General features: G+C 69.0%; 12 protein-coding genes and 2 pseudogenes. 7 read left to right on the top strand and 7 right to left on the bottom strand.

Features of this window, described 5'->3' with window-relative positions:
• Positions 1-406: 406 nt before the first annotated feature.
• Positions 407-1,459, bottom strand: a complete 1,053-nt coding sequence (locus ACV7NM_RS32900; RefSeq protein WP_463413723.1) for an ATP-dependent DNA ligase — start codon at positions 1,457-1,459, stop codon at positions 407-409.
• A 329-nt stretch (positions 1,460-1,788) separates the two neighbouring features.
• On the opposite strand from ACV7NM_RS32900, the gene ACV7NM_RS32895 reads away from it, so the two are divergent.
• Positions 1,789-2,121, top strand: a complete 333-nt coding sequence (locus ACV7NM_RS32895) for a DUF6233 domain-containing protein (protein WP_463413722.1) — start codon at positions 1,789-1,791, stop codon at positions 2,119-2,121.
• A 23-nt stretch (positions 2,122-2,144) separates the two neighbouring features.
• Positions 2,145-2,378 (top strand): hypothetical protein, encoded by a 234-nt coding sequence (locus ACV7NM_RS32890; RefSeq protein ID WP_463413721.1) that lies wholly within the window; start codon positions 2,145-2,147, stop codon positions 2,376-2,378.
• An 18-nt stretch (positions 2,379-2,396) separates the two neighbouring features.
• Here the strand turns inward: ACV7NM_RS32890 and ACV7NM_RS32885 are convergent, their stop codons facing one another.
• The 5 genes from ACV7NM_RS32885 to ACV7NM_RS32865 form a co-directional block, all read right to left on the bottom strand.
• Positions 2,397-2,576, bottom strand: a complete 180-nt coding sequence (locus ACV7NM_RS32885; protein ID WP_463408300.1) for a hypothetical protein — start codon at positions 2,574-2,576, stop codon at positions 2,397-2,399.
• 512 nt (positions 2,577-3,088) lie between these two features.
• Positions 3,089-3,613, bottom strand: coding sequence for a Ku protein (locus ACV7NM_RS32880; RefSeq protein ID WP_463413720.1), 525 nt, complete (start codon positions 3,611-3,613; stop codon positions 3,089-3,091).
• Entirely contained in the window at positions 3,526-4,134 is a 609-nt protein-coding gene (locus ACV7NM_RS32875) for a winged helix-turn-helix domain-containing protein (protein ID WP_463414145.1), read from the bottom strand. The genes ACV7NM_RS32880 and ACV7NM_RS32875 overlap by 88 nt, the downstream gene beginning before the upstream one ends.
• Positions 4,135-4,229: 95 nt before the next feature.
• Positions 4,230-5,108, bottom strand: a complete 879-nt coding sequence (locus tag ACV7NM_RS32870) for a S8 family serine peptidase (RefSeq protein ID WP_463413719.1) — start codon at positions 5,106-5,108, stop codon at positions 4,230-4,232.
• Positions 5,109-6,081: 973 nt separating this feature from the next.
• On the bottom strand, positions 6,082-7,011 hold the full coding sequence (locus tag ACV7NM_RS32865; protein WP_463413718.1) for a cyanobactin maturation protease PatG family protein: 930 nt from the start codon (positions 7,009-7,011) through the stop codon (positions 6,082-6,084).
• Positions 7,012-7,659: 648 nt separating this feature from the next.
• Between ACV7NM_RS32865 and ACV7NM_RS32860 the strand changes: the two genes are divergently transcribed.
• The 3 genes and pseudogenes from ACV7NM_RS32860 to ACV7NM_RS32850 form a co-directional block, all read left to right on the top strand.
• A complete protein-coding gene (locus ACV7NM_RS32860) occupies positions 7,660-7,884 on the top strand; it encodes a transposase family protein (protein WP_463413717.1) in 225 nt (74 codons plus the stop codon).
• A gap of 69 nt (positions 7,885-7,953) precedes the next feature.
• Positions 7,954-8,355, top strand: a pseudogene (locus ACV7NM_RS32855) (transposase).
• 4 nt (positions 8,356-8,359) lie between these two features.
• Positions 8,360-8,885 (top strand): annotated as a pseudogene (locus tag ACV7NM_RS32850) (transposase family protein); the annotation flags it as partial.
• 79 nt (positions 8,886-8,964) lie between these two features.
• Here ACV7NM_RS32850 and ACV7NM_RS32845 read toward each other — a convergent pair.
• On the bottom strand, positions 8,965-9,774 hold the full coding sequence (locus ACV7NM_RS32845) for a matrixin family metalloprotease (RefSeq protein ID WP_463413716.1): 810 nt from the start codon (positions 9,772-9,774) through the stop codon (positions 8,965-8,967).
• Positions 9,775-10,151: 377 nt separating this feature from the next.
• On the opposite strand from ACV7NM_RS32845, the gene ACV7NM_RS32840 reads away from it, so the two are divergent.
• Entirely contained in the window at positions 10,152-12,992 is a 2,841-nt protein-coding gene (locus ACV7NM_RS32840; RefSeq protein ID WP_463413715.1) for a hypothetical protein, read from the top strand.
• Positions 12,989-16,933 carry a hypothetical protein gene (locus ACV7NM_RS32835; protein ID WP_463413714.1) on the top strand — a complete coding sequence of 1,315 codons (3,945 nt, stop codon included), beginning with the start codon at positions 12,989-12,991 and terminating at the stop codon, positions 16,931-16,933. Before ACV7NM_RS32840 ends, ACV7NM_RS32835 begins: the two co-directional genes overlap by 4 nt.
• The last annotated feature ends 319 nt before the right edge of the window (positions 16,934-17,252 follow it).

The raw sequence follows: 17,252 nt of genomic DNA, 5'->3' as shown, positions 1-17,252 counted from the left end.
GGAGTCCTTCCAAGCGGATCAGTAAGAGTCCAGGCGTGCCTCCCCCCAGGTCCGGCAGCCGGGAACCGGTGTGAGACCGGCTCCTACTCACCAGCCAAGCGAAAACACCCCCCAAACGTTCAGAGGGATCTCGAAAATCTTCCGGAGCGCTCACGTCCGCTTGGAGGCGTGCCCCCACGCGCCCGCGCACACCCGGCGGAAACACCCTGGCCACCCCCCTGAACGACCCCCGCCTCTGGGAGCGCCGACGGCTGGCCAGAGGCGAAAAATCCGGCCGAGAGCAGGGCCGCCGACGACGCGCAGCAACCGCAAGGGGCCCGCCCCCGGCGAGGCCTCGGCGCAGGACTCCTCGTACGGAGGGCGCCGTCCTGGGCCCGTCCCGCGAGCAGAGCTCGCCCAGAACGGGTCAGCTGGCTGCGGCGGCTGGCCCCTCCCCGAACCGGGGAACGTCGTCCACCATGACGTCCATGCGCAGCCGCTTGAACCGGAGTGGATGACGCCAGATGCCGCCCCGGTCCACGGCGGTGTCGGCGCTGACCTCTGCCACCAGCTCCGGGCGGATAAGGCGCACGTCCAGGACGTCACGGCTGCCCCACGTCGAAGCGAACTGCACCCCGGTCCATGGGTGTCCGGGGCCAGCGGCCGCGAGGTGCTCGCCGACCAGGCGGGCCGCGTCCGTGCGCAGCGGGACGGTGCGGCCGACCGCGCGTAGCCGGCCGGTGTGGTCGTGGCGGCCGAGGACGAGGAGTTGCGGGCGGGTGAGGGTGCCGGTGATGGCGCCGATGATCGCTTCGGTGGTGTCCCGGCGGCGGATCTTGGTCCAGGTTCCTCTGCGACCGGGTTCATATCGGCTGGTCAGGGGTTTGCAGATGATGCCTTCGACGCCGGTCACGTCCGTCCAGGATTCCAGCCACTCGCGGGCCTTGGTCGGGTCCGTGGTCATCGGGCACAGCGTCCAGGGGGCCGTCAGGCCATGGTCAGCGAACAAGGCCTTCAGGTGGGCGCGGCGCTGGACGTAGGGCAGGTCGAGCAGCTCCCGGCCGTCGAGCTGCAAGACATCGAACGCCACGAAAAAGGCCGGCAGCCTCACCGTCAGCGCGGAGGCGCTGCGGGCGCGGGCGGCGGCCCGACGCTGCAACCCCTCGAACGACAAAGCGCCGGCCCCGGCATCCCACACGAGGAGTTCGCCGTCCAGGACCAGGCCGTGCGGCAACTGCGCCTCGGCGGCGGCGACGAGATCAGGGAACGCGCCCTGGACCAGGGAACCGCGGCGGGTCTGGAGCAGCACCCGCCCACCCGGCCCGGCCGGGGTGAACAACAGCGCCCGGTACCCGTCGAACTTCTGCTCATAGCCCACCCCGGAGGTGAGGGGACGCACCGGCGGGAGCACCTCGGCGGCCTGCGCCAACATCGGCTCCACCGGCGGACTGAGCACCACCCCGCCACCTCCCTCGGACACGACGCCAGCGCCAGCCTGCCCCGCGCCCACACCCCCGGCCCGCCGAGGGACGCCGGACGGCGCAACCCGGGAAACCACGCCGCTCGACCGCAGGGCGGAGCTGGCAGAAAAATCGAACACATGATGGAATAAGAGAGTCCGCCGCACCTCAGGAGCCCGCCATGACCTCCCCCACCCCCACACCCCGACCACAGGTCGTGACCTGGGCCCCGAGCCAGACCGGAGCGTGCGCGAAATGCCACGCCCCCACCTGCCGCTACGGGGTCGGTGCCAGCCCCTTGTGCGAGGCGTGCAAGGCCGCCAGGCGGGCGCAGTACGGGGCCTGAACCGTGTCCGTCCTGCCGCCCGGCCTGCCACGCCTGCGGACCCTGGTCACCTACCTGCGCGGCGAACTCAGCCGCACCGAGCGAGCACTGAAAGCGGCCGAGGAGGCGGAGGCCGCCGCCGCACGGCGACGCCCGCCCGCCGACCCGCCCGCGTGGCTGGTCGAGCACGAGATCGGCACCGGCCGACCCCCAGGCCGCGTCCACGTCGGAACGTGCTGGGCCACCGGCAAACAGTGCACACCCGCCACCGCCGACCAGATACGCGACCTCCTCGCCCAAGGCGTGCCCGCATGCCCCCAGTGCCGCCCGGACACCGCACTCGGAGTGCTGGAATGAGGGCCCGGCAGCAGGGTGGAGGGATGAGGACGAGCCCCGCCCGACGCGTGATCGTCTACCAGCCCGACGCCCAGGGCGGACGCCGCATCCGCTGCGACGGTGAAATCCTCGGCCGCGCCCTCGACCCCCGTGATCTTCTGGAGTTCCTGCGGCGGGCCGGCCTCGACCCCGATGACGTCCGCCTGGACGACGTCGGCCTGATCGAGTGGCGCGGCGGCGGCCCCACCGCGTGGAGCCCGGAGCCCGGCGAGGAGTAGACCTGGGGCGGGGGTGGGTCAGACGGTCGGCGTCCCCGGGTACTCGTGGCGCTGGTAGCCGTGACCGTCACCGTGCCAGTCCAGGAACAGCACCGAGTCCCCCAAGGCCCGGGGGCCGGCCCGGTGGCTGATCGTCGGGGTGCGATAGCTTCCGCTGCGCTTGCTGCTCGACGTGCTGTCCTCGAACCGGTCTTCCACCGAGAAATCCCCGCACGGTCACCACCGGGTCCGTGCCCTCCCGGGACTGCTTGATCTGCACCCGCACCTTGGCCCCGTCGAAAATCGCCGGGTCATCCACCGGGTAGGTACTGGGGCCCTCCCACCGCACCTCGGCATAGGCATAGACCGTGCCCCCGGACCGCGCCGCGCACGTCCTCACCGTGACGTCCCAGTTGTCCGCCCACGGGCCGCTGTATCCGGCGTCGTCAATGGTCTTCGTACTGCTCGCGCACTTGTAGGCGGGCGCGGCCGTGGCGGTGGGCGCGGTGGGCGCCGCAACCGCTGCCGCGGCCAACGTCGCCACTACCGCGCGCTTGATGGTGTTCATGCCCGCTCAATGCCGGTTCGTCGGTCGGCGACACGGCCCCGGTCCGAAACCGCCACGGACGAGCGACACCGACGCACGCGCCGCTCGCGTGGACGGTCAGCTGGTGCGTACCGCACCGGTCCGCAACCCTCAGACGTGCGCCGGCCCGGTCAGGCCCCCTCCCTCAGGCGCTGCGTGGTTTGCGGCCGGCGCTCTTCTTCGCCGGAGTGTGCTTCGCGGCAGTCTTCTTCGCTGCTGCCGTTTTCTTGGTGGTCTTCTTGGCGGCGGGCAGGTCGTGGACGGTGGCATCGGCGCCGGCGCCACGGGAGGCTTTGGCCTCGCTGACGGACTTCTCCAGCATGGCAATCAGGTCCACGACCTCCGCCGAGGCCGGCTCGGGTGCCTCGACCGGTTCGGGGCGGGTGCCGGCGGCCTTGGCCACGATCAGTTTCTCCAGCGCCTCGCGGTACTCGTCGTGCATCTCGCCGATGTCCCGGCCGGACAGGGTGTCCGCGAGAGCGATGGCCGCCTCGATCTCCTCGTCGGAGACCTCCACATCCGGCACATCGACCTGGGAGGCGTCGCGGATCTCGTCCGGCCATCGCATGCCGTGCAAAACGATCAAGTCGTCCAGGACCCGCAGCAGCCCGAGCCGCTCGCGGTCGCGCATCGCGAACTTCGCCACCGCCACCTTCGAGGACCGCTCCAAGTCGAGGAAGACGATCCAGGCACGTGTGTTCGCGGCCCCTTTTTAATGCGCGGCCACTCATGCGCGATCCAGCGGGCGATCTCCGATTCGTCCCGCTCGACCGCCCGCCGTTCAGGCCGTTGCAGGCTCCATCCGAGCCGGCCGGTCAGCAGCCGCCATACCGACACCCTCGACAACACCACCCCCGTTGTGCGGGTGACGACCGCTCCGACTCGTTCCAGGGTCCACAGGTCGGCTTCGAAACCATGAGCCTGGGCATCCCGTTCCAACGCGGCCCGGACCATCTCGACCCGGGTGTCGTCCAGCTTGGGTGGGCGTCCGGTGGCTGCCCGTCGCCGCAAGGCCGAAGCACCGCCTTGCTCCCACACCCGCCGCCAACGCCGCACACTCTCGGCACCCACCCCCACCGCCCTCGCGATCTCCGCATTCGAGGCGCCGTCCTCGAACAACTCGACGGCCCGAACACGACGAGCCTCCGCCAACTGAGGCCGCGTCAAAGGAGGAAGGGAGGAGCCGGCCACCGAAGAAGAAGGTTGATAAGCCACGCCGACAGCCTCCCACCCACACGGCCACCACACCCACCGAACTTACGAAAAGATCAGTAGGATGCACGTCTTCACCCGGTGTACCTCGACACGCTTGCAGGCGCGGGCCCCCAGAGCGAGATCGGAGAGGCGAGCACGGCATCCGCCGCCCAGGCGTCAAGGAGCGGGGGAACCACCGAGCGGCGCAACCCGAATGGTGACTGCACGACGGCCGAGCGCACCACGGTCGCCGCAGCCTGCGGGTAACGCGAGCACAGCAAAGCGATCGTGCCGGTAACGAAGGGCACGGCCGCGCTCGCGCCGGCGAACCTGGTCGTGCTGCCGTCCGGAGCGATCCCAGGGACGCTTTCTCCCGGTGCGCGCAGTCCCCAGCGCCCGACCTCCGTACCGAGCGGCGAGCCGCTCATGGGGGTACCGGCCGCGGTGCAGGCGACGACCGGAAGGACGGCTGGGTGGCGGGTGAGGATGGAACTCTCGGGCGAACCGGGACCGCCGGCAGCGGCCACGATCGGCACACCGTGGGCAGCGACCGTGTCGAGTGCCGCGCTAAGCCGACGAAGACCCCCCGTGTCGCCGAAGCCGCCAGCGTGACGCAGCGTCAGGCTCAGGTTGACGATCGTGGCGCCCGCCGCCAGGACTTCGGTCAGGGCGGCGGCCAACTCCTCTGGACGCCCGGCGGCAGCACGGCAGGGGGCGGGCCCGAAAACGGGCCGCACCAGCAAGGTGCAACCGGGACAGATACCCGGCACCGCACCGGTTCTTCGCGTCCCGAGCAGCCCGGCGACCAGTGTGCCGTGCCGGCACGCTGTGTCGGTGGGGGTGCCAGGACATTCGGCTTCCGCGGGGCCGAGGAAACGCAGCCGGCGGCGATTGAGACCGGGATGGTCCCGAGAGACGGTTCCATCGATCAGCGCAATGACGGTCTTCGGGTGTCCGGCACCGAGCGCCATCAGGGGAGTCAACCGCACCAGGTCGTACAGTCGGTTCAGATCGTCAGGTGGTGGCGAGTCAGCCGCACAGGCCGTCCGACGTCCATGGCGTGTAGTCGTAGCTGCCGTTGTACTGCTTGCATTTGGTGCGCGTCCAGTGGATTCCGTCGTCACATTTCCCCTCGTCTGTACAGACCGGCTCATAAGTGCACATCCTCATGCAAGGCGGCATGCACCTGGTCACGCAGCCAGCCACGTCGCTGGAGTGCCGACACTGGCTCAAGCAGTCGTTCCGGCATATAGCCCTGCACTCCTCCTCGGGAGTTATCTGTGCGGGAAGTACCACCGGCTCCGCCGTGAATCCCGGCAACCTCACAGCCACTCATCCCCTTCCAAGGATGCATTCTTCAGGTCTTGCTGAGTAAAAGAGCGCCCACCTCGAACTGGGCTCACTGGTGCGGTTCTCTGAAATTGCTCTTCCGGGCACGTTTGTCCGGCCGCTGGATTGGGTGCAAGAGCATCCCGGTCGAAAGAGTGAAGTCCTCAAGCGGTGAATGAACCGCCGCAGAGGCTGTCCGACATCCACGGTGTGGAGGTACCGCCACACTGTGTATCGCATACTTTACGCGTCGAGTGGATCCCATCGGCACACTTTTCTTCGGTCCTGCAATCCACCGGCGCGTCCGCCGTCCACGGCGAGTAATGGGTTCCGCTGTACCTCCACAGGCATGCGCTACGCGTCCAGTGGATTCCATCGGCGTCACACGTCGATTCATCCGCGCAATGCACTGGTTTATCCCTGCAATCTGCGGTGCAGCCGACCTGACAGCGTACTGTTTCCGCCGGGTCTGCCCCCCATGGGGGGCACGACCCAACGCACCTGTTGACACAGTCATCCTCGGTCTCAATCTGTGGCAGCGTGATGAGAGGCCGCAACGACTGGGCGCTGAATCCTGGCATTCTCACAGTAGCTCACCCCTTACCAAGTCCTACGTCATCCGTAGCGGTGCGAAAGCGGACTCCGTACAAACGGAAACATGTTGTGTACGTCGGTCGGAACGCCGTACTTCGTTGTGACGAACGTTTTGCGGTCCATATAGGTGAAGATGGCGTCCATAACCGTGCGGTTCTCGCTTATGTCGGATTGCTGCACTTCGATCGAGGTCAGCGAGGCGTTGTTCGCGAACTCCTGAAAGGTCTTCTGATAGATGACCGGATACCGAACAGCGAGAAAGTTCATCGTGCGCTGCTTCGGTGTGGCGCCAATGTTGTCGGTCATCCGCAGGACGCGGTCGAGCAGTTCATGTGCGGCTTCGTCGAATCCCTCTTCTGGCACATTGTCCGGTCGCTGGATCGAGCGCACGAGGGCGTCCCGGTCGAAGGAGTAGAGCTGAGCCAGACGCACTGTCGGCAGGGTCAACCCGTTGCACGCCTCGGGCGAGGACAGCGGCCCGCGGCAGCCGATCACCACGTCGAGGTCGGTCGGTTTGGGGTCGGGACGTACGGCCTCCTCAGCCAGCACTCCGTAGGTGTGAGGATCGGAGGGTTGAAGGACGTACGTCTCCATCCCTTGGACCTTGAAGATAAAACAGAGCTGGTGCACGAGGTAGCGGTTCTCCGGCCGAGTGAGCACCTCATGCAGCGCCTGTCGGTCGGTCATGCGCGCTGCGTCGGCACGGCCGATGCTCTGGGAGAACTCCCGTTCGACGCCCTGGTCGGGAAAGACTGCGGCGATATTTCCGAGCGCGTACACATACGGATACGGCTCGTAGGACGGCGCACCGTCATAACTGCCGGCCGCTTCGGTGTGTCCTCTGCAGGCGCAGCTGTGACACTCCTCGGGCACGACGATCGCCGATTGCTGATCCACACGGCGCTCGACGGGTTCAATGCTGCCGTCTGGCGTGAGTTCTCGTTCATTCATGATTGAATCCACCCTCGCTGGCCCAGAACGACGCGCCGGTGACGAGCAGGGTCGGGGGAGATCAACGCTGACTGCGGCGACCCGTAAAGGCGATCCAACGGTCTAGTCGACGCGCTCGCTTCTGGCACCCGCCGCACGGTGTGACCCCCAGGGCGTGCGTGATGCGCTCTGCCAGTTCACCGAGCCCGATCTCGTCGTCTCCGACGAATCCGGGAAGGCGCACCCTGCGACCGGAACGGCTTTCTCCGTCCCGCGCCCGGCCTCCCAATTCCTGGCCCATTCACCGTCACCTCTCTGTACCAATCATCTCCTTGCTCCGGCCGGGCCGCATCTCACGGGACGCGTCGCCGTGACCTTTGCGATACGCGTGGCAGACCTCTTGATATTCGACAACACCGGCTGAACGCCGTTGCGACGGCGGGGGGACATGCGGGACTAGTTAGCACGCATGCAAATGGATTGAGCGCCACACCGGCACGAGCCAGCGGTCGACGTCGGCACACAGGTCCTTACGAGTTGGTGCGTGATAGCGGGTGAGGCGTCGTGCCAGGCAGTGGCATGATCCGGCTGTGGCGATCATGGTCAATCGGGCAGTGCTGGCGCATCGGCTGTTCACGGGATCTAGCGTGCCTGGTTGAGGAGTTGGCGGTGCCGTGGCAAGCCGGGATCGAGGACCGTCGCCATGCTTCACGAGGCGGGGCCCGGAAGCGGGCCGAAGGCGCTGGGGCCCGTCACCAACTGGTGTTCGTCGACCGGCTGGTGGCAACGCTGATCCATCTGCGCCACGACCTGCCGCACTTGGTGCTGGGCCTGCTGTTCGGGGTCGACCGCTCCACTGTCATCCGACTGTCGCAGAGATACGTCCGCTCCTAGGGCCTGTGTGATGTCGTGATCAGCTGCTGGGTTCCGCCCTCTTTGCGGGGTGGAGTCCGGTAGGACGTCGTGACGCGCAGGCAACTCACCAATGCCCAGTGGAAGTTCATCGAGCCGTACCTGCCGATCGGTAGGTACGGGCCGTACCCGGAGCGGTTGCGGGAGCAGTTCGAGGGTGTGATCTGGCGGTTCCGCTCCAGTGGGCAGTGGCGGGAGATGCCTGCCGCGTTCGGCCCCTGGGCGACCGTCTACGGACGCTTCCGCGTGTGGCGGGACGCCAGGAGGCCGACCCATCAGCCACGACGCCGACCTCTACAAAGAACGGAACACCGTCGAACGCCTGATCAACAAGCTGAAGGCCTGGCGAGGCATCGCCACCCGCTACGACAAGACACCGGACAGCTACCTCGCCGGCCTCCATCTCCGCGCCGCAAGATCTGGATCGACGACCTGTTGAAAACCGCCGACTGATCACGACATCACACAGGCCCTAGCCGAGCGGGGGTGCGCGGTCCCCGACCGTCCCGGCCTGCGCCTACGGACGCTGCCGGATCTGTTCGCCTACGCCCAGGCCGAAAACATCGAGCTTCGGCTGGATGCCCGAGATTCAAGTCCGCAGACGCCCGGCCGACCGCGGTGGACGGCGCGAGTTCGTTTCCGGGAATGAGAAACAGAACACGATGAAGGCCACCGTCATTGCGGCTTGGCGGGGCCGCACGTTATGGACCGATGCCCTGCGGCCTGGTCGTATGCACGATGCCACAGCCGCCCGCAACGAAGGAATCGCCGTCTACTTCCAGCACTTCCCCGACGTCGAGGTCCTAGTCGAACAATGGAAACACGACCGCCCCACGCACTCCTCCGACCGCATCACCGTCGAACACGCCCTCGCCGACCGCAAGCGCTGGAAGCAACTACCGCGCTGGACCCACCGACGCGACTGCCTGCCCGACACCTACCGGGCCATCGCTGGCCTCATCTCCGACCGCACCGCTCAAGCTGAACTGCTGTCCTCGAACGGACCAGCACGCCTCACCCGCTATCACGCACCAACTCGTAAAGCGGAGCAAGCCCACGGCCCTACGGATAGAGGAAGAGTGCTCCCTGGCGATCGTCGTTTTCGAGGTTGCGGTGCGTGGTGTTGTCGTCGATGGATGCGAACATCACGGCGGTGGGATCGGTGGAGTGGCCTAGGCCGATGAGGTGCCCGATTTCGTGCAGCGCGACGCTCTCCACGTCGAAGGCCGCTGGTTTCGCTCCGATGCACCAGGTGGTCTCGCCGTTGTCGAAGTGGAGGGGCTGGGGGAGGCCCGGGTCCAGCGTCTCGCAGTTGGGCGGCAGGTCGGCGTGGGCGATGGCACTGCCGGTCATGTCGAGATCCGGATCCACCGTGGGCCGCCAGCCGACCATGATGTCGGGGCTGTCAGTCGGCTTGATCTCCGCGAAGCTCATCGGCGTGAGGAACGCCTCCCAGGTCGCGAAGGCGTTCCGGACGGCCTGGAATTCACCGTCCCCGTCGATGTCCGAGGTGCCCACGTCGAAGGCGTAGGTAAGTGACGGGTACTCCTCCCAGGGACCGGCCCAGGGGCAATGGGTCGAGAAGCCCATGCCGCGCTGGAGGTCGGCAAGTCCACACCGGCCGGTGTTCATCTGCACCCGGGTGGCTTCGTCGAATTCGCCGGTGACGGGCAGGGATTGCAGCCGCTGGTACTTCCGCAGCGCGGCCGACACCCTTTCCGTGAGCGTGTTGTGCTCCCGCTCACGGTCGGCGAGGTAGCCGTATCGGTGGAGGAAGGCGAGGACGCTCCCGAAGCCCTTGGGGGAATCCCCGGGCTTCGCCGTCTCGACAGTCGCGATTCTCGTACGTGCGTGTTTTGTCGTGCTGGACATGACCAGCACCTTTCGGGGAGAAATAGGCAGCTCTTGGGGCTGCTCGGTACGGAACTACACACGGCCCGCCTGCGCACGGTGGTCGCGACGGTAGGGCTTTCAGCCACCGCCGGCGTCACGGACCGAACCACTTAAATTCTCCCACGGCGCACTCCCCCACGCAGCCGGGCGCAAAAGTCTGTATCCCCAAGTCGAGCGGACCTTCGGCTCGTCGTAGAGTGGAAATTGCGGGTCACGCCCCATCAGGGCGACCGCGTAATCGCTCGCGGGAAGCGGGCAGTGCACCGAGCCTCGGCCCTTCTTCAGACCCCCCGCGGTGCAGGTCACCAGACAGCCACAGACCTCTTTGCCCTACGCGGCCGAAGGAGCTGTTGCGCATGTGCGCCACCGCACCCGTGCCCATGGACCAGACGCCCGTGACCCTGCTGCGGCGGGAGGACATGGTCGTCCTGACGTTTCACTTCACGAACCTGTCGCGGACCGGCGGGCCCGACCCTCAATCGCTCGTGATCACCAACAGTGCCCTGCCAGCCTCCGTCACGGTCGACTTCCTGCCGCAGGCGCTCCTTGAGGAGGCTGTTGACGTCAACACGCACCCCTCAACGGGGGTCAAACGCGGCTGGCTCTCCGGCGGCAGCCGGCTCGTCTTCCGGGTGCCCGCAGGGACGTCGGTGCCCTTCACCACGGCCGGGCTGCTCGCCTGGGCAGGCTTGCCGCGCGACCCTGCCGGGACTGTCCTGGAGTGCGTGTGGGGCCTGCCGCTCGGTGTCCCATCCGGCCCGGCGGTGTGGTCGAACCCGACGGAGCCGCTGACCGGGCCGTCGGGCGTGACTGGGCTGTGGCACACCCGGCTGGGCCTTCCCCGCGGCGGGTCCGTGACGGCCGCAGGCCGCAGGGTCCCGCTCGGGCCGGGCGGGAGTCCGCGCGTGAACCGGCCGTTCGCTTCGTCCCTGAACCCGGGGCAGCGCCAGTCGATCGCCGCGGCGCTGGCGCGCAGGCCCCTGCTGGCCAGCGAATTGCACCTGAGCGCCCTCGGGTCGAGCGTCGACCTCGCCGGCGACTGGTCAGGGCTGCCCGGCGTCGGCGTCACCGTATACCAGCACCGCTCGGTGACCGGCCGGGACGTGGCCGTCCACGTTGTGGAGCGCGGCTACCTGCTGCCGTTCGGTTTCCCCGTCCAGATGTCCACCCACACCAAACGAGAACTGGACTTCGGCCTGGTCACGTTCAGCTGCCTGACGGTCCTGGTGCCCGTCCTCGACTACGCCAGCGTCCCCGGACTCCCCCACGACGGCCGGGCGTTCCCTCTCACGCGGGTGCGTCTCCAGGGACCGCTCGCCATCGACGGCGTGGACGTCAACGCCGAGCCGATCGGCACGTCCGGCTTCTGGGTACACGCGCAAGGGCAGACCGAACGAGTCATCTTCGATGTCCTCTGCACCGACAAGCGCGGCCACCCACTGACTCTTCACGCGCCCCTGGCCTTCGTCCGGGGCGGCCTCGGCGCCGCGGAACTGGCCGCGGTGCTCACCGCGTACGAGCAGAAGTCGATGGGCATGACGCTGCCCGCGGCCGGGAACCTGGAGCTAGCGCCCGTCGACGGCGGCGTCGAGACCACCACCTTGGCGGTCGAGGGCCTGACCTTGGGCGCCGAGCCGGCGGTCGGCGACGTGACGCCGCTCGTCGAGGCGGGACGCCTCGCCGCGTTCCCGCGACTGCTCGGCGTGTCGTCGCGGCTGCCCGCGCTGCAGGCGTTCCAGCCCCGGAGCGGCACCGTGCTGAGCGCCGCAGCGGCGGCCCCCGTACCCGATCCCGTGCGGCTCGTGCTCGATCAGACCTACGTCGGCTCCGGACTGGCCGCCGCCGGCCAGGTGTACGCGGCGGTGCAGCAGCCCCTGCCACCGCTGCGGCCGGTGAGCTTCGCCCCGCCGGTGACCGATTCCGGCGGCGTGGCGGCGCTCAGCCAGCAGGTCTCCGGCTTGTCGGTGACGGCCGGCCTCGTCGGCGGCGCCCTGAACAAGGTCAAGTCGGGGCAGTTCGACCCCACTAGCTACTTCCCGAAGCCGGGAGACCCCTCCGGCCTCCTCCCACCGACGCTGATGGGGTTCCTCGCCCTTCCCGACATCGTCGCAAGCACCTCGACCGACGACGGCGTGACCGTTCCCCGCATCATCACCGAGATCCTCCGCGACGGCGTCGACAAACCGCCCAAGGCGGTGCGCACCACGATGGCGTGGCGCCCGAGACTAAAGACAGGCACCTTCTTCGGCATCCTGACGACGACCAGTGACACCGGGCTCGATCTTCACAACACCACCCTGGCCCCGCTCGACGGCAGCGCTCCCCAGGTGGAGAGCCGCGGCGAACTCACATCCTTCTCAATGTCGTTCGTCGGCGGCATCCTGGCGATGGACTTCACACGGCTGGCGTTCACCTCCAAGCCCGGTGCCACCCCAGCGCTCGACGCCAAGGTCAAGAAGGTCAGCTTCGGGGGTGACCTGCAGTTCCTGGACCGTCTGCGGGACTACCTGCCGACTCCGGCCAACGGTCCGCACTACTCGGTGGACGCCACCGGCATCGAGGTCGGCTACAGCCTGGGCATCCCCGCGATCCCCGCGGGCGTGCTACTGATGCAGAACCTCACGCTGTCGTCCTCGGTCACCCTGCCCTTCAACGGCAGGCCGGTCCGCGCGCACTTCGCGCTGTCCTCGCGCGACCACCCGTTCACTGTGACGGTCTCGCTGCTCGGCGGAAGGGGGTTCTTCGGGATCACCGTCGAGTCGGGCGACATCGTGGAGTTCGAGGCCCAGGTGGAGTTCGGGGCGGCTGCAGCCCTCGACCTCGGCGTGGCCAGCGGGTCGGTCTCGATCACCGCCGGCATCTACATCAAGATCCAACCCAAGGAGACCGACCCCCACACGCTGGAAGCCAGGGTCAGCGGCTTCTTCCGGGCCGTAGGTGAACTGGACGTGCTCGGCATCATCAGCATCTCCGTCGAGTTCTACCTCGCGCTCACCTACGACAGCGGGACCAAGGTCGTCCGCGGCACCGCCCTGGTGGTGGTGAGGGTCCGCGTCGCCTTCTTCTCCAAGTCGGTCTCCCTGGAGGTGACGCGCGAATTCGGCAGCGGCGGAGACCCCACCTTCGGCGACGCCTTCCCCGACCCGCTGCCCTGGCAGGCCCGGTGCAGAGCGTTCGCAGCAATGGAGGACGCATGAAGCAGACGATCGTCTGGACGCTGCTCCCGGACCCCCAGCAATCCGCCGCCGGCGCCACCGTGGAACTGTCGCTCGTGCTCGGCCCGCGGCTGACCGCCGACGCGGTGGCACCATCGGGTGCGATGCCGCCACCGCCCCAGCTCTCGGACTTCCCGCAGGTCCGCGACCTGCCCGAGCTGGATTACACGGTCTCCGTCGTGTTCCGCAAGCGGAACGGCGAGTCGAAGACGGTGCACGCCACCTTCGTTGACGAGCCGCTTAACGCTGCGCTCTGGCGGGCACTGTTCCCGCTCACCACCCCCGTGCACTCCTTCCAGTTCGACACGACCGTGGCGAACGGCCCGATCGAGTCCTACCCGTCCCGCCTGCTGGCGCAGTCGCTGCGGGACTGGTACGGCGTCCTCTTCGCAGCCGTCGATGTCGACGGTCCCGGGCGCAGGCGCGGTCCCGTCGTGCCCGACACCGAGCGGACAACGGCGCAGGCCGAGCGGTGGCAGGCCGTGGACCAACTGGTCGCGGCGGTCGACCCGACCGGTGAACCCGGCTTCGCCGCCGGGTTGTCCGAACGGTTGCGTCAGGAGGGCGTGCTGCCCGACGCCCTCGGGGACGACGCGGACGGTTGGGCGCGCCTGGCCGCCTTCCATGCCGCACCGGCACCCGCGGCCGAGCGGGCACTCGCTGGCCCGCAACCGCCGGAGCGGGACTTCCACGGCCTCGTCGCGGCGCTGGCCGACCACCCCGGGCTGATGGCCCCGATCGGCCTGCTGCGGCGGCTGACCGTACCGCTGCCGACCGACCTGCCCGACGGGCCGCTGACCATCCAGGCCCAGGTGGACCACTCCGCCTTCCTGGAGGTGTTCCAGCCGGTCACCTCCTGCTTCAAGAGGTCGGGGACGCTGTTCCTCGCCCGCGCCGACGGCGTCTCGGACGCGCTGTACCTGCCGCTCGACGACACCTCGAAGTTCACCCCGCACGACTTGGACGTGGACTCAGCCGGCCTCGCTTTCCAGTCGTACGCGGCGACGCTGCGCCGCCTGTCCCGCAGCGATCCGCCGCCCGACCTGGTACCGCCCGCTCTGGGCTCCGACGGGATCTTCGTGGCCCAGGCGGACCGCCAGGTCGCCTTCCGCAACGCCCTCCAGGAGGCCAACGACTTCAACGAGGACCTCTCGATGAGACGGCCCGGCGACACCACCACCGTCAACGCGGACAACGTGCTTCAGGGCTACCGGGTAGACGTGTTCGACGTGGCCTCCCGCCACTGGTACCCGCTGTGTCGCCGAGTCGGCGCGTACACCGTGCGGGGCTACGGGGCCCAGGTCCCGATCGACGACGAGGCGACCGTCGGCGAGGCGATCACCCGGGTTAAGGACGCCGCCGGCAAGCCGGTCTCCCGGCTGCACCAGTCGGTCTTCCGCTGGAGCGGCTGGAGCCTGGTAGTCGAGCCGCCGGGCAGGACGCTGGGCCTGGACGGCACGGTCCAGGAACCCGGCCCCGCCGTGGACCCGCAGTTGCCCTTCTCCTCCCAGGTCCAGGTGCCGAACGGGTCGCTGCCCTCCCTGCGCTACGGCCGCTCGTACCGCTTCCGCGCCCGGCTGGTCGACCTGGCGGGGCGCAGCACCCCCTTCACCTCGCAGCCCGGCCCGGACGACCACGCCAGCGCGCCGCTGCGCTACACCCGCTACGAGCCGGTGCCGGCAGCCGTCCTGGTGGCCCGGCGGCCGGTCACGGAGGGGGAGTCCGTCGCCGTCCTCGTCGTCCGGACCGACAACGCGGACCCGTCCGCGCCCGTCGCAGGTCTGCCGTGCGAGCGGCACCTGCTGCCGCCCAAGGCCGCCGTGCAGCAACTGGAGCGCCACGGCGTGCTGGACGCCGTCGGCCAGCACCGCACCGACGCCCAGGTCTACGCGCTGCTCAAGCAGTTCGACGGCGGAGTGCTGCCGGCCGGCACGCCGGACGCGAACGCTGGGGGAGCCCCGTACCTGGACGTGGACCAGGTGCAACTGCTGTGGCTCCCCGACCCGGTCGCGCGCGGCCTGACGCTGCGAGGACTGCCCGGCCAGCCCGACGTGGCCATGTCGTGGCCGCACGGCACTACCTGGCACGAGCAGTTCCCGGTGCGGCTGGTTATCCAGCCCGGCCCGATCGGCGCGCCCACCCCGCCGCCGGCCGTTGACCTCGCCGCGCGGGTCGTGCGCGTCGCCCTCGCACCCGGCGCCACCGGCACCGCCCTGCTCAGCAGCATGCTGGCGGCCGGCGACGAGGAGGACATGGGGCTGTGGTGGGCCTGGCTGGAGTCCGCGAACCCGACGGCGGCGCAGATCGCCGCACACCGTGCCGACGCGCTCGCGGGCCGGATCGGGGAGCTGACGCCGCCGGTCGAACTCCGCATGGTCCACGCGGTGCGGTGCCCGGTCGTCCCGCCCGCCTTCGTCCAGGCAGCCGTCGTACAGGAGCCGGGCGCGACCGCGTACGTGCTGTCGGACCCGGCGCTGACGCTACATGACCCCTCAACCCTGAACGTGCACGCCGAGGCGCGGTGGCACGACACCGTCGACGACATCGCGCAGCCGGGCCCGAAGGAATCCGACGGCTACGCCGTGCTGCGGCAGAGCGAGCAGGACATCCGCCCGGAACCGGTGCCTGGAGCTCCCCCTATTGTCACGGCGCCCTTCCAGGTCCGCCACGACGTGGGCGACACGCGCCACCACGCCATGACCTTCACCCCGATCGGCACCTCGCGCTTCGGGCCCTACTTCACCGAGCGCCGCACGGTGAAGCTGACCAGGAACGACGACGTCTGGGTCGGCGTGCCCGCCTTCGTGCCCGGGACTGTCGCCGTCCGCGCCGTGGTCCCCGCGACGACAGGCCAAAACACCCCGGCCGAACCGGCGGTGACCTACAGCATCGACGACGACGTCGTGGTCCACTACGACACAGGCCGGATCAGCCGCACCCCGGGGAGCGCGATCACCGACGGGCAGCAGGTCGAGGTGGCCTACGTCGTGCCCCCCGTCACCCGGGCAGGCCTCACAGCGCACCTCCACGTGCTCGCGACGGTGCGTCCGCCCGCCCCTGCCGTCCATTCGGTGGTGCCCGCCTTCCGTTGGGAGGAGTCCACCACCCCCGGGCAGGTCGTCAGCATCCGGCACGAGGGCGGCGCGCGGGTCTACCTGGAGCGGCCGTGGTACGTCTCCGGCGAGGGCGAAATGCTGGCCGTGATGCTCGCGGGAGCGAGCGGCGGTTCGCCCAACACGGCCACCATGTGGGGGCGGGACCCCGTGCGCGACGTGGGGGCCGGGACCACGGTGGCGTTCCCACAGCCGTCCGACCTGGACGCCGACACCTCCATCGCGTTCCCGGCCGGGATCGCGATGGGGTACGCCGTCCAGTACGACCCGGACCACCAACTGTGGTACGCCGACGTGCAGTTCGTCGGCACGAAGCTGTACTCGCCCTTCGTGCGGCTCAAGGTCGCGCGCCTCCAGCAGAACGCCCTGCGCACCCCCGACGACCTGCGGCTGTCGCCCGGCGTGGACGCCGGCTTCGTCAGGATCCCCGCCTACCGCAAGACCACGGTCAAGCTGCAGCCCTCCCACACCGGCGTCGACGTGGCCGTCCTCGGCCCCGCGCCGCCTGCCGGAGTGGACGGCATGCTGTCGACCGTCACGGCCGAAGTGCAGGTCCGCACCACGATGGCGGGCCCGGAGGGCGAAGCCTTCACCTGGCTGACGCTGGACAACCACCCGGCCGTCGAACTGCCCCGCGACGTACCCGGCGTCATCGGCCGCTGGGAGGGTCCCGTAACACTGCCGGTGGCGTTCGGCGCCCGTGCGATGCGGGTGCTGGTCCGGGAGTACGAGCAACTGCCGGGCCCGGACGGGCAGCCGGCGCAGCGCCTCACCTACCTCGACACTCTGCCCGTACCCGGCCCGGCATGATGTGCACGTGCATGACGGTCCCGTCGTTCCGCTGGCACTCATCCATAGAGGATGCCTCACACGGTCCGCTTCCAGACGCTACCGTCGGCATCGTCCCTCTGCACGTCGTAGCGGTAGGGCTCGTATGTGCACTCGCGCATGCACCTCTGGTATTCCCGGGCCACGCAGGCCCGCGGCTTCGAGCCACCACGGCGACTGAGGACTGAACGTGCCCGGTGTCCGGGGGCTGGATGACGCCGTGCACCTGCTGGTCGCACCCTATGCGGCTGATCGGGTTATTGAAGATCGTGCCGTTCTTCTTCGCCCGGGTGAAGAGCGA

The organism is Streptomyces sp. Tek67B01, from assembly GCF_055231995.1.
The sequence above is the reverse complement of the archived record's forward strand: the minus strand, read 5'-3'. Positions and strand labels throughout refer to the sequence as shown.